The organism is Pseudonocardia phyllosphaerae, assembly GCF_046546475.1.
GTDB lineage: Bacteria > Actinomycetota > Actinomycetes > Mycobacteriales > Pseudonocardiaceae > Pseudonocardia > Pseudonocardia phyllosphaerae.
Window position 1 is genome coordinate 820,532 of the sequence record NZ_JBKGXS010000001.1, and the last position, 12,186, is coordinate 832,717.

A 12,186-nucleotide genomic window follows, 5' to 3' on the forward strand; every position below is an offset into this window, starting at 1 on the left:
GTCGGGGGAGCGCGGGGTCAGGCCTGGCTGTGCAGACGGACCACCCCGATCGAGACGTCCTCCAGCCCGCCCTTGTCGAAGTCCCGCCGCAGCTGGTCCGCCTTGATCGTGGCGGTTATCCCGTCGAACGGCCCGTGCGCGTCGACCTCGCCGGTCTGCGGGTCGACCGCCAGCACGACGTATCCGTCGCACTGAGTGAGCTTTTCCGCGGCAGCGATCAGCGTCTGCTCCTCGGAAGTCGTGTTCTCCGGCATCGGATCACCTCCTTGTCATGTAGTACAGCGTCGTGGAGGGCCTCGATGTGACACCGTTGCGGTGTTACCACCCGTTCGGGTCAGGTGAATCGCGAGATCGGCGTCATCGTGTGCCGATCGTGGTACTCGCCGTCGCCACTCCTCCGTTGAGGGGAGCCTCGCCCGCTCCGAGGTCTACCCATCGTCACCGACCCTCCATGCCGGATCTCCTGTCACGCAAGGTCCGAACGGGCCCTGCGGCGCTCGCCCGGCCGGACGAGAGGGCTCCGTCGACGGGGTGGGCGCTCACCCGATGGTGGCGCACGCTTCTCACGCTGGGTGATACGGGCCATGCTTCGGTGTCGGCGCCGGACACGGCCGTGGCGGGAGGGTCCGGCGGCGTGACGTCCCCCGCCGAGGGGCCCGCACCCCGTCCGTGCAGCCGTAGGGTGTCGCGTCGTGGACACGATCGTCGTCGACCACCCGCTCGCGCGGGCCCGGCTGAGCACCATGCGGGACGCCCGCACCGACAACGCTAACTTCCGGGCCGCCCTGCGCGAGCTCACTCTCATGCTGGTCTACGAGGCGACCCGGTCGGCACCGCTGACCGAGGACACCATCCACACCCCGGTGTCGCGCACCCGCGGCCACCGCCTCGCGACGCCGCCGGTGCTGGTCCCGGTGCTGCGCGCCGGCCTGGGCATGGCCGAGGCCGCGCTGAACCTCATCCCGGAGGCCCAGATGGGCTTCGTCGGGATGGCGCGCGACGAACGGACCCACGAGCCGGTGCCCTACATGGAGTCGCTGCCGGACTCGCTGGTCGGGCGGCCGGTGTTCGTGCTGGACCCGATGCTCGCGACCGGCGGCTCGATGGTGCACACCATCGAGCTGCTGGCCCGCCGCGGCGCCGACGACGTGACGGTGCTGTGCGCGCTGTCCGCACCGGAGGGCGTCGAGCGGCTCGAGCGGTCCGGTCTGCCCGTCCGGATGGTGACGGCCAGCATCGACGAGCGGCTCAACGAGTCGGCGTTCATCGTCCCCGGCCTCGGCGACGCCGGGGACCGCCAGTTCGGGCCGCGCTGAGCGCCGTGACCCGGACCGGGAGACACCACCTGCGCCGCCCGCCGCGGCGGCGCCCGCACCGGCGGCTGCTCGCCGGTGCCGTCGTGGCGTGCCTCGCCGCGGTCGTCTGGGTGGTGCCCTCCGGCGACACCCCGGAGGTCGCGACGGTCCCGGCCCGCGCGCCCGGGATGCTGCGGGTGATGCCGCTGGGGGCGTCGTCGACGGTCGGGGTGGGCAGCCCCGCGACGGCGGGCTACCGGCTGCCGCTGTGGCAGCGCCTCACCGCCGACGGCGTGCGCGTGGACTACGTCGGCTCGCGCAGCTCCGGGCCCGCCGCGCTGCCGGACCGCGACCACGAGGGCCGCTCGGGCTGGAGCGCCGCCGGGATGGCCCCGTACACCGGCCTGTGGGTCTCCGACGCCCAGCCCGACGTCGTGCTGCTGCACGCCGGCACCAACGACCTGCTCTACGGCAGCTCCCCGCAGGCGACGGCGCACTCGCTCGACCGCATGCTCGACGCGACCTTCGCCGCCGCACCCCGCGCCCACGTGATCATGGCGGGGGTCTGGGCGCCGATGCCGAAGAAGCGGGCCGAGCGGGCGAAGCTCGGGCAGCTGATGGCCCGTCTGGCGATCCAGCACTCGGCCCGCGGCGAGTCCGTGGAGTACGTCGACGTCTCGCACCTGTTCGCAGCGAAGGGGACCGCCGACGGCCTGCACGCCGGCCCCGCGGCGTACCGGAAGATCGCCGCGATGTGGGCCGGGCACATCGAGAGCTGGATGCGGCGCCCGGCACCGGCGCCGCCGCGCCCGGTCAGCCCTCCGGCATGACGGTCGCGGCCAGCACCGCGCCCAGCTCCCGGCAGGCCTCCCGGGCCGCCGCGTCCGGGGCACCGGTGAGCTCCACCGGTGCGGCCGCCGCCGTCCAGCCGAGCGCCTCGGCGATCGTCGTCACCGAGCGGGTGGCCCCGGAGGTGTCCGAGCCGCCGTGCACCCACAGCCCGTACGGCAGGCCGCGGGTGTCGTCGGCGCAGACGTAGTAGACCTGGTCGAGGAAGTGCTTGAGCGCCCCGGACATGTAGCCGATGTTCGCCGGGGTGCCGAGCAGCACCGCGTCCGCGCCCAGCAGGTCCGACGCGGTCGCGGCCAGCGCCGCCCGGGCGACCACGTCCACCCCGGTGATCTCCGGGTCGGCCGCACCCGCGCGCACCTCGGCCAGCAGCTCCGCCGTCGTGGGGGACGGCGTGTGGTGGACGACCAGCAGCGTGCTCATGCCCCGAGGATCCCGTCCAGCTCGGTACGCAGCGCGGTGAGCCGCGCCGCCGCGCGGGACCGGGCGGCGGCGACGTCGGGGCCGGGGGCCTCGACGACCTCGAGGTAGGCCTTCAGCTTCGGCTCGGTGCCCGACGGGCGGATCACCACCCGCTCCCCGGCGCGGCGCAGCCGCAGCACGTCCGGGGCAGGCCGGTCGGTCTCCCAGCCCGCGGGCGGGGCGTCGCGCAGCCGGACGACGGCGGCGTCGCGGGCGGCGGGCTCCATCCGCACCGAGACACCCGCGGTGGCGTGCAGACCGAACTCGGCGGCCAGCTCGTCGAGCCGCTGCGGGACCGACGAGCCGTCGGCGGCCAGGGCGCGCACCAGGTCCGCCGCGACGACGGCCGCGGAGATCCCGTCCTTGTCCCGGACCCCGTCCGGGTCGGCGCAGATCCCGATGGCCTCCTCGTAGCCGTAGACCAGGCCCTCCCCGGCGCGCACGATCCACTTGAAGCCGGTGAGCGTCTCGGCGCTGCGGGCGCCGCGCCCGGCCGCGACCGCGGCGAGCATCGACGACGACACCACGGTCGTCGCCACCAGCGGTTCCGCCGGGGCGCCGGGCGCCGGACGGCGCAGCAGATGGTCGCCGAGCAGCACCCCGGTCTCGTCGCCGGAGAGCATCCGCCACGTCCCGCCGGTGTCCGGGACGCCGATCGCGCACCGGTCGGCGTCCGGGTCCAGGGCGATCGCCAGGTCCGCGCCGCGCTCGGCGGCCAGTGCGAGCAGCGCGTCGGTGGCGCCGGGCTCCTCCGGGTTCGGGAACGTGACCGTCGGGAAGTCCGGATCCGGCCGGGCCTGCGCGGCGACGACGTGCACGTCGTCCACCCCGGTGCGGGCCAGGGCGGCGGTCACCAGGGCCCCGCCGACGCCGTGCATCGGGGTCAGCGCCACCCGGGGCGCAGGCCCGCCGGGGGAGCGGGGCAGCGTCGCCACCCGGTCCAGGTAGGCCCCGGTGACCTCGGCCGGCGCGGGCTCGGGGCCCAGCGGAACCGACACCGCGGCCGGGGCGGCGGCGATCGCCGCCTCGATCCGTGCGTCGGCGGGCGGGACGATCTGCGCGCCGTCGCCGAGGTAGACCTTGTAGCCGTTGTCCGCGGGCGGGTTGTGCGACGCCGTCACCGTCACCCCGGCGACCGCGCCCAGCTCCCGGACGGCGAACGCGACCAGCGGGGTGGGGACGGGACCGTCGAGCAGGGCGACGGTGAACCCGGCGCCGGTCAGCACCCGCGCCGCCGCGGCGGCGAACTCCGCCGAGCCGTGCCGCGCGTCCCGCCCGACGACCACGGTGCCGGAGATCCCCTCGGCGGCCAGCCACGCCGCGAGCCCCGCGGTCGCCCTGGTCACCACCGCCACGTTCATCCCGGCGGGTCCCGCGCGCACCGGCCCGCGCAGCCCCGCGGTACCGAACCGCAGCGGCCCGGACATCCGGTCGGCGAGCTCGGCCGTGGCGTCGGCGGCGGCCTCGGCCGCGGAGCCGGTGGCGCCGCCTGCCATCGCGGCGGCGAGCACCTGCTGCAGCTCGGAGCGGGTGGCCGGATCGGGATCGTCGGCGATCCAGCGCAGCGCCGCGTCGCGCAGGGCGGGCGCGAGCGCCATCAGACGCGGGCGACGAGGTCGCGCAGCAGCACACCCATCCGGGACGCGGCCGCCTGCCCGGCGTCGAGGACCTCCTGGTGGTTCAGCGGCTGCCCGGACAGCCCCGCGGCCAGGTTCGTGACCAGCGAGATCCCGCACACCTCCAGGCCCGCGGCGCGGGCGGCGATCGTCTCCAGCACCGTCGACATGCCCACGAGGTCCGCGCCCAGGGTGCGCAGCATGCGGATCTCGGCGGGCGTCTCGAAGTGCGGGCCGGGCAGCCCCGCGTAGACGCCCTCGGCCAGGCTCGGGTCCAGGTCGCGGGCGGCCTCGCGCAGCCGCGAGGAGTAGGCGTCGGTGAGGTCGACGAAGTCGGCCCCGGTCAGCGGGGACAGGGCCAGCAGGTTGAGGTGGTCGGCGATCAGCACCGGCTGCCCGACGGCGAGGCCCTCGGTGATCCCGCCCGCGGCGTTGGTGAGCACCACCGCGCGGGCCCCGGCCGCGGCCGCGGTCCGGACACCGTGCACGACCGGGTCGACGCCGTGCCCCTCGTAGAGGTGGGTGCGGCCCAGCAGCACCAGCACCCGGCGGTCGCCGACGGTCAGCGAGCGGATCGTGCCGCCGTGCCCGAACGCCGACGGCGCGACGAAACCGGGCAGCTCCGCCATCGGGACCTCGGCGTCGGCGGTGCCGAGCTCGTCGGCGGCCGGGCGCCAGCCCGACCCGAGTACGACCGCGACGTCGTAGGCGTCCACGCCGGTCCGGCGGGTCAGCTCGTCGGCGGCGGAACGGGCGAGGGACTCGGTGGCGGGCGGTGCGTCGCTCATGGTCGGCACCCTAACGAGGCCCCCCGGTCAGGCGCCGCTGGTCCGGAAGCCGTCCGCGATCGTGTCGAACAGCTGCGAGGTGGCGTGCTCGGCGAGTCCGGCCGGCGAGGTCAGCTGCAGCACCCAGACGCCGTTCCCGCTGCTGCGGGGGATGATCCGCAGCAGGCTGATCCGCCTGCGGCCGTCGTCGGTGGTGCTCATCCGGACCGCGGTGATGCCCCGCGCGGCCTGCCGCGGCGTGACCGAGTCGACGGTGTCGACGCCGAGAGCGCGCGGGTTCAGCGAGTCCAGCACGGCCTTCGCCGACGCCGCCCCCTGCACCATCAGCTCCTGACGGCCGTCCGGGCTGACGAACCGGACGACGGCGGACCCGTCGTCGTTGGTGGCGCGGTACTGCGACCAGTTCTCCGGGAACAGCACCGTGAACCCCAGCGGGTCCGGATGCACGCTGCGCGGGGTGCGGTCGGTGGCCACCGAGATCGTGCTCATCGGCTCCTGCCCGGCCAGCGCCCGCACGCCGGTGTAGCCGCCGAGCGCGCCGCCCAGCACCAGCACCGCGCCCCCCAGGACCAGCGGGATCGCGCCGAGCACCCCGACCGGCCGGGTGCGGCGCGCCGAGGCGGCCTGGCGCGGGACCGGCTGTGGCGGCGGCCCGGTCGGGGACTGCAGCGGTCCCGGGACCACGGGGACGGAGCCCTGCGAGGCCGCCGCGGGCGGCGGGGCCGGGGCCGGGCGCGGTGACACGGCCGGGGCCGGTGGGGCGGTCGGCGGGGTCGTCGGCGGGGTGGTCCGGGCGGCCGTACCGGGGCTCGTGGCGCTGCGCGGAAGCCGCGCCATGATCGTCGGGACGTCCGGGGAGCCGGGAAAGATCGGGTCGTCCGGGTCGTCGAGCAGCGGGCGCAGCCGGGCCCGCACCTCGTCGAGCGGCATCCGGTCGCCGGGCTCCTTGACCATCAGCCCGTGCACGACGTCGGCGAGCGGGCCCGGTTCGGACAGCCGCGGCACGTCCCCGTCGACGACCTCGGTGATCGTCTTCACCGGGTCGCCGTCGACGTCGTAGGGCGGGCGGCCCTCGACGGCGGCGAACAGCGTCGCGCCGAGCCCCCACAGGTCCGCGGCCGGGGTGACCGGGCGGCCCGCGGCCACCTCCGGCGCGATGTAGGCCGGTGAGCCCAGGACGAGCCCGGCCGAGGTCATCGGGGCGTCGGACTCGTTGCGGGCGATGCCGAAGTCGGTGAGCTTGATCCGGCCGTCGTCGGAGATCAGGACGTTGCCGGGCTTCACGTCGCGGTGGGTGATGCCCGCCTTGTGTGCCGCACGCAGCGCGGCCGCCGTCCCGTACCCCACGACGGCGGCCTGGGACCGGTCGAGCCGGCCCAGCTCCGAGGTCGCCGAGGCGAGGTTCTTCGACGGGACGAGCTCCATGACCACGAGCGGGTCGGTCTCGATGTCGAGGACGTCGAACACCGTGACGACGTTCGGGTGCGACAGCCCGGCCAGCGCCCGGGCCTCGCGCATGATGCGCTCCCGCATCTCCAGTTCCTCGCCGGCCGGAATGCCCTCGGGGAACTTCAGCTCCTTGAGCGCCACCCGGCGCTGCAGGATGTCGTCGAAGCAGGCCCAGACCGTGCCCATGGCGCCGCTGCCGAGCGGGCCGTGGACGGTGTACCGGCCCGCGAACCGGCGGCGCGGGGCGTCGTCGTCCCCGGGGTCGGGAGCGGAGGGGTCGGGCACGGAGATGATTGTTCCACCGTGCGCGGGCGGAGTCCCCCCGCCACCACCCGTGTGGCTCCCGGGAGGCGGCCGGACGGGCGCGGCCACGCCGGACGGCATGTGCCGCAGGACGGATGCCCGGATGTCCCGGGACGGTCCGGACCGGGCGGCGACCCCGGTCCGGCGAACGTGCGTAACGCCGGTGAACGGCGCAAACGGCCGTTCGCCGACACCACGAACGGTCGGCTGCGTCCGTTCATCACAAACGGTGAACCCGCTGGCAGCACGTCGCCGACCCCTCGCCGCGCGAAGCCGTGAACGACCGATTTCGACTGGAACACCGCCGGACGGGTGAGGACCATGAGTGATGTCGGGGGCGACAGATGTCCGGTGCCTGCCCAGGGTTCCGGATCCCGACGCCCCCGCCAGAAGGAGGACGAAGGTGACTGCGCTGGAGACCCGCACCGAGCTCCCGGAGATCGTCGACCACCCCGTCGACGACCTCGGAGCAGGCACGGGTCCGGCCTGGCTGGAGTCGTGGATGCGTGCCCACAAGGGCGAGATCGTCGGCTGGCGCCGCGCGATCCACGCACGGCCCGAGCTGGCCCGGAACGAGCACCTGACGACCGCGCGGGTCCGCGAGACGCTGCAGCGCGCCGGGCTGGAGCCGCGCGTGCTCCCCGGTGGCACCGGAGTCGTCTGCGACGTCGGGCACGGCGAGCCGCTGGTGGCGCTGCGCGCGGACATGGACGCCCTGCCGCTGGACGAGCAGAGCGGCGTGGACTTCGCCTCCGTCCACCCCGGCGTCATGCACGCCTGCGGGCACGACGCGCACACCGCGATGCTGCTCGGCGCGGCGCTGGCGCTGAACTCCGCGCCGTCGCTGCCCGGCCGGGTGCGGCTGGTGTTCCAGCACGCCGAGGAGGTGCAGCCCGGCGGGGCGCTCGACGTCGTCGCCGACGGGGTGCTCGAGGGCGTGGACCGGGTGTTCGCGCTGCACTGCGACCCGCGCCTGGAGGTCGGGCGGCTCGGTACCCGGGTCGGGCCGATCACCTCGGCCTGCGACCTGATCGAGATCCGGCTGACCTCCCCGGGCGGGCACACCTCGCGTCCGCACCTCACCGCCGACCTCGTCGAGGCACTCGGCCTGCTGGTCACCCAGGTGCCGCTGCTGCTGACCCGGCACGTCGACCCCCGCTCGGGCACCGTCCTGACCTGGGGCGCGGTGCACGCAGGCGACGCGGCGAACGCGATCCCGCAGTCCGGCACCCTGCGCGGCACGCTGCGCACCGCCGACCACGCGACGTGGACCGGGCTGGAGGAGACGCTGCACTCGATCGTCGCCCCGGTGCTGGCCCCGACCGGCGTCGGCTACGTGCTCGACCACGTCCGCGGCGTCCCGCCGGTGGACAACGACGCCGACTCCACCGGCATCCTGCGCGAGTCCGCCGTCGCGATCGGCGGGGAGTACGCCGACGCGACCACCGAGCAGTCCTCCGGCGGCGAGGACTTCGCCTGGTACCTGGAGGAGGCCCCGGGTGCGATGGCCCGGCTCGGCGTCTGGCCCGGCACCGGGCCGAAGCGCGACATCCACCAGCCGACGTTCGACCTGGACGAGCGGGCACTGCCGTTCGGCACCCGCGTGCTGGTCGAGTCGGCGCTGTCCGCGCTGGCCGCCGCGAAGGTCTGACACCCCCGCAACGACCGACGGCGCGCCCCCGCGTGGGGGCGCGCCGTCGGTGTGTCCGTGCGGAAGCCGTCCGTGCGGACCGGCTCAGTCGCGGGGGAAGGACTTCCTGCTCGGCCGGCTGCGCAGGTCGTTGACGTAGTCGGCGGGGGCGCCGGCGGCCTCGGCCGCGTCGGCGATCACACCCAGGTAGCGCGCCGACGGCTCGCCGCCCTCGTAGGCGTCGAGCACGTAGATCCAGACCAGGGCGCTGCCGTCGAGGGTCGCGACGCGCAGCCGCAGCTTCTTGTGCAGCCCCAGCTCGCCGCCTTCCCAGCGGTCGAGCTGTGCCTCGTCCTGCTCGGGGACGTCGTAGAGCACGACGAACACCTGCGAGCCCGGCTCCTCCACCACGGTGGAGAGCGCGCCCTCCCAGGTGTAGTCCTCGCCGCCGAACGTCAGCCGCCAGCCCTGGAGCCACCCGGTCCCGGCCATCGGCGAGTGCGGGGCGCGCTCCTTCATCTGCTCGGGGTCCATGTTCGACCCGTAGGCGGCATACAGCGGCACGGGAGTGAGGGTAATGGGTCGACTCCATCGATTCCGACCCGCCCGGCCGGTCCGATAGGACGGGCGTACGGTGACGGACGTCGAGCTGTCGGCGGATGAGCCCCGGCGGCCACCACCACCGACGTCTCCAGGGGAGATCTACCCATGTCCCGCATCGTGATCATGGGCGGCGGACCCGCCGGATACGAGGCCGCGCTCGTCGCGGCCCAGCACGGCAGCGACGTGACCGTCGTCGAGCGGGACGGGATGGGCGGTTCCTGCGTCGTCTCCGACTGCGTGCCGTCGAAGACTTTCATCTCCTCCGCCGCCGTGCGGGTGGACCTGCACCGGGCCGAGGACCTCGGCGTCATCCTCGACCGCGGCACCTCCGCGGTCGACCTGCCCGCGGTGAACAAGCGGGTCACCGCGCTGGCCCAGGCCCAGTCGGCCGACATCCGTGCCGGGCTCGAGGCCGAGGGTGTCCGGATCATCAGCGGCAGCGCCCGGTTCGCAGGTCCGGCCGCGCAGCGCGCCACCCACGAGATCACCGCGACCCACGACGACGGCACCGTCGAGCAGCTCACCGCCGACGTCGTGCTGGTCGCGACCGGTGCGACGCCGCGGGTGCTGCCGAGCGCGCGCCCGGACGGCGAGCGGATCCTGGACTGGCGCCAGCTCTACGACCTCACCGAGCTGCCCGAGCACCTGATCGTCATCGGCTCCGGGGTCACCGGTGCCGAGTTCTGCTCCGCCTACGTCGAGCTGGGCTGCCGGGTCAGCCTGGTCTCCAGCCGCGACCGGGTCCTGCCGCACGAGGACGCCGACGCCGCGGCCGTGCTGGAGGAGGTCTTCGCCGAGCGCGGCGTCGAGATCCTCGCCCACGCCCGCGCCGACGCCGTCGAGAACACCGGCGACGGCGTCCGGGTCACGCTGTCCGACGGCCGCGTCGTCACCGGCTCGCACGCCCTGATGACCGTCGGGTCGATCCCGAACACCGCCGACCTCGGTCTCGACGAGGTCGGCATCGAGACCGACCGCGGCGGTTTCGTGCCGGTCGACAAGGTCTCCCGCACCTCCGAGCCGGGCGTCTACGCCGCCGGGGACTGCACCGGGGTGCTCATGCTCGCCTCGGTGGCGGCGATGCAGGGCCGGATCGCGATGTGGCACGCGCTCGGCGAGGGCGTCGCCCCGATCCGGCTCCGGACGGTCGCGGCCAACGTGTTCACCCGCCCGGAGATCGCCACCGTCGGGATCAGCCAGAACGCGATCGACTCCGGCGAGGTCCCGGCCCGCACCGTGATGCTGCCGCTGTCGACGAACCCGCGGGCGAAGATGCGCGGGCTGCGGCGCGGCTTCGTGAAGCTGTTCTGCCGGCCCGCGTCCGGTGTGGTGATCGGTGGCGTCGTCGTCGCGCCGGTGGCCAGCGAGCTGATCCTGCCGATCGCGATGGCCGTGCAGAACGGCCTCGGTGTCGACGACCTGGCCCACACGTTCTCGGTGTACCCGTCGCTGTCCGGTTCGATCACCGAGGCCGGACGGCAGCTGATGCAGCACTCCGACCTGGACTGAGCGGACCTGGACCGAGCGGGCCGCCCGCCGCGGTCAGCAGCGCGGCGAGCAGCACCCCGGGATCGCCGGCGCCGCCCGGGCCGGTGACCGTGCGCCCCGCCGGGGTGTCGACGACGTCGACGTGCCCGGGGGCGTGCCGCGGGCTGCCCCAGCGGTCGTGCGCGACGGCCCCGATCCGCGCCGTGCAGCCCCGCTCACCCGTCCACGACGGCAGTGCCGCAGCCACCGCGTGCGGCGGCGGCCCGGCCGGCCCGACGACGACGGCGCCACCGGTCCGCACGGCCAGCACGGCCTCGTCGCCGCGCTCGGCGGCCAGCGCCCGCCACGGCGCCCCGAAGTGCCCGCGCACCTCGAGCAGCCGGGCCGGTGAGGCCAGCAGCATGAGCAGCCGGACCAGGCCCGGGTCGGGGCCGGACGGTCCGGCCAGCCCGCGCCCGCGCAGCCCGGCGAGGCCGCGTGCGGTGATCCCCCGCCGGTCGTCGCGGGAACGGGGCGGGGTGCGCAGCCGCAGCACGCCCGGCTGGGCGCCGAGACCGAGCAGGTCCCAGACGGCGTCGAACTCGGCGTCGGACAGCCTGCGGCCGGGTTCCGGCACGGTGCACCCCCGGGTCTCGGGCGGGACGGACCGGCGCAGCCTGCGCCGCGGCGCCCGGGTACCGCGGCGGAACCGGGGGAGCGGGTCGCGATCGCGAACACCCGGACACGGCAAGACCCGGACACGGGAACGCCCCGGGCACAACACCCCGGACACGGGAGCACCCCCGCCCCGCACCGGGGTCCGGTGCGGAACGGGGGTGTCCGTGTCGTGTGCCCCGCGCCGGTTATCCGGCGAGTGCCGGGACGGCGCCTGCGCTCCTCGGGGCCGGGACGCTGCGCACGGCCACCGCGGTGCGGCAGCCGACGAGCGGGCACGCGGGCGGCGACCACATCCGGTCGTCGCCCATGCTCCGCGGGGCGATCCCCGCGAACGGCCAGCGTCCCGCGAAGCGCTGGAGGTACCAGTAGCAGAACAGGTGGTCCGGTTCCTCCGGGTCCGTGACGAGCAGGGGCTGCCCGTCGAGCCCGGAGAGCCAGGTGACGTAGGCCTGCACCACGTCGCCCGGCGGCCGTGCGGCCCGGCGGGTGCCGAGCCACTCGTCCGCCCGGTTCCGCCAGTCCGCGAGTGCCGTGGGGTGCAGCGTGGCACCGGGGAGCTCGCGCAGGTTGGCGGTGAAGGTGCCGGCCGGGGTCCCGTCCGCGTGGTACGCGGCGGAGGCCAGGGTCAGCAGGGAGTGCGGCCCGGGGATCGGGCCGTCCGTGTGGATGTGAGTCGTGACGTGAATCGAAGGCGGCATGACGGATCCTGTGCGTCGGTCGAGCTGTGACGGCTCGCGGCGCGGCCCGGAGGGCACACGTGGCGAGTGGATCCGCGGCGCGGTGATCCGCGTGGCGGGCAGGGGCTCTGTTCAGTTGTCGTGAAGCGGAGTGCGGGCGCCGGGAACGGCGTGCGCAGGGAAAACGCTAGGTCGATGCCCGCCGGGCGTCAATGCTTGCGCCGGCAGGCTGTGGATCGGTGCGCAACCGGCCCAGCACGACGACGTCCACCCGGACGCGGCGACGGCCGGGCGGTCGTCCACCCGGCCGTCGCAGCGCAGCCCGCGCAGGGTCCACCCCGGCGTCGATCACCGCCGGGAGCGGGGCAC

At 75.4% G+C, this 12,186-nt stretch carries 12 protein-coding genes; 4 read left to right on the top strand and 8 right to left on the bottom strand.

Going from position 1 to position 12,186, the window contains the following annotated elements:
- Positions 1 to 17: 17 nt before the first annotated feature.
- The gene (locus ACLE50_RS03895) at positions 18 to 254 is read right to left on the bottom strand and encodes a hypothetical protein (protein ID WP_410941939.1); all 237 of its coding nucleotides are present in this window, start codon (positions 252 to 254) and stop codon (positions 18 to 20) included.
- Positions 255 to 692: 438 nt separating this feature from the next.
- Between ACLE50_RS03895 and upp the strand changes: the two genes are divergently transcribed.
- Both upp and ACLE50_RS03905 read left to right on the top strand, forming a co-directional pair.
- Positions 693 to 1,316 carry a uracil phosphoribosyltransferase gene (upp, locus tag ACLE50_RS03900; protein WP_410941940.1) on the top strand — a complete coding sequence of 208 codons (624 nt, stop codon included), beginning with the start codon at positions 693 to 695 and terminating at the stop codon, positions 1,314 to 1,316.
- Between the two features lie 5 nt (positions 1,317 to 1,321).
- Entirely contained in the window at positions 1,322 to 2,125 is an 804-nt protein-coding gene (locus ACLE50_RS03905) for a GDSL-type esterase/lipase family protein (protein ID WP_410941941.1), read from the top strand.
- Here ACLE50_RS03905 and ACLE50_RS03910 read toward each other — a convergent pair.
- From ACLE50_RS03910 to ACLE50_RS03925, 4 genes are read right to left on the bottom strand one after another with little or no spacing between them, the layout of a single operon-like run.
- On the bottom strand, positions 2,109 to 2,567 hold the full coding sequence (locus tag ACLE50_RS03910) for a flavodoxin family protein (protein ID WP_410941942.1): 459 nt from the start codon (positions 2,565 to 2,567) through the stop codon (positions 2,109 to 2,111). The two genes, ACLE50_RS03905 and ACLE50_RS03910, sit on opposite strands and share 17 nt — an antisense overlap.
- Positions 2,564 to 4,204 (bottom strand): phospho-sugar mutase, encoded by a 1,641-nt coding sequence (locus tag ACLE50_RS03915; protein ID WP_410941943.1) that lies wholly within the window; start codon positions 4,202 to 4,204, stop codon positions 2,564 to 2,566. The genes ACLE50_RS03910 and ACLE50_RS03915 overlap by 4 nt, the downstream gene beginning before the upstream one ends.
- Positions 4,204 to 5,010 (bottom strand): purine-nucleoside phosphorylase, encoded by an 807-nt coding sequence (locus tag ACLE50_RS03920; protein ID WP_410941944.1) that lies wholly within the window; start codon positions 5,008 to 5,010, stop codon positions 4,204 to 4,206. Before ACLE50_RS03920 ends, ACLE50_RS03915 begins: the two co-directional genes overlap by 1 nt.
- A gap of 27 nt (positions 5,011 to 5,037) precedes the next feature.
- Entirely contained in the window at positions 5,038 to 6,744 is a 1,707-nt protein-coding gene (locus tag ACLE50_RS03925) for a serine/threonine-protein kinase (RefSeq protein WP_410941945.1), read from the bottom strand.
- Between the two features lie 421 nt (positions 6,745 to 7,165).
- Between ACLE50_RS03925 and ACLE50_RS03930 the strand changes: the two genes are divergently transcribed.
- Positions 7,166 to 8,413 carry an amidohydrolase gene (locus ACLE50_RS03930; protein WP_410941946.1) on the top strand — a complete coding sequence of 416 codons (1,248 nt, stop codon included), beginning with the start codon at positions 7,166 to 7,168 and terminating at the stop codon, positions 8,411 to 8,413.
- 84 nt (positions 8,414 to 8,497) lie between these two features.
- On the opposite strand, the gene ACLE50_RS03935 is transcribed toward ACLE50_RS03930, so the two are convergent.
- On the bottom strand, positions 8,498 to 8,956 hold the full coding sequence (locus tag ACLE50_RS03935; RefSeq protein ID WP_410941947.1) for a gamma-glutamylcyclotransferase: 459 nt from the start codon (positions 8,954 to 8,956) through the stop codon (positions 8,498 to 8,500).
- Positions 8,957 to 9,100: 144 nt separating this feature from the next.
- Between ACLE50_RS03935 and ACLE50_RS03940 the strand changes: the two genes are divergently transcribed.
- A complete protein-coding gene (locus ACLE50_RS03940; RefSeq protein ID WP_410941948.1) occupies positions 9,101 to 10,504 on the top strand; it encodes an NAD(P)H-quinone dehydrogenase in 1,404 nt (467 codons plus the stop codon).
- Here the strand turns inward: ACLE50_RS03940 and ACLE50_RS03945 are convergent.
- Both ACLE50_RS03945 and ACLE50_RS03950 read right to left on the bottom strand, forming a co-directional pair.
- The gene (locus tag ACLE50_RS03945) at positions 10,458 to 11,099 is read right to left on the bottom strand and encodes an ESX secretion-associated protein EspG (RefSeq protein WP_410941949.1); all 642 of its coding nucleotides are present in this window, start codon (positions 11,097 to 11,099) and stop codon (positions 10,458 to 10,460) included. The two genes, ACLE50_RS03940 and ACLE50_RS03945, sit on opposite strands and share 47 nt — an antisense overlap.
- 226 nt (positions 11,100 to 11,325) lie before the next feature.
- Positions 11,326 to 11,838 carry a hypothetical protein gene (locus ACLE50_RS03950; protein ID WP_410941950.1) on the bottom strand — a complete coding sequence of 171 codons (513 nt, stop codon included), beginning with the start codon at positions 11,836 to 11,838 and terminating at the stop codon, positions 11,326 to 11,328.
- Positions 11,839 to 12,186 lie beyond the last annotated feature (348 nt).

Bases quoted from the DNA above. Each gene is read 5' to 3' on its own strand.
- ACLE50_RS03895 (WP_410941939.1), bottom strand. From the start codon at position 254: ATGCCGGAGAACACGACTTCCGAGGAGCAGACGCTGATCGCTGCCGCG.
- ACLE50_RS03910 (WP_410941942.1), bottom strand. From the start codon at position 2,567: ATGAGCACGCTGCTGGTCGTCCACCACACGCCGTCCCCCACGACGGCG.
- ACLE50_RS03915 (WP_410941943.1), bottom strand. From the start codon at position 4,204: ATGGCGCTCGCGCCCGCCCTGCGCGACGCGGCGCTGCGCTGGATCGCC.
- ACLE50_RS03920 (WP_410941944.1), bottom strand. From the start codon at position 5,010: ATGAGCGACGCACCGCCCGCCACCGAGTCCCTCGCCCGTTCCGCCGCC.
- ACLE50_RS03940 (WP_410941948.1), top strand. From the start codon at position 9,101: ATGTCCCGCATCGTGATCATGGGCGGCGGACCCGCCGGATACGAGGCC.
- ACLE50_RS03950 (WP_410941950.1), bottom strand. From the start codon at position 11,838: ATGCCGCCTTCGATTCACGTCACGACTCACATCCACACGGACGGCCCG.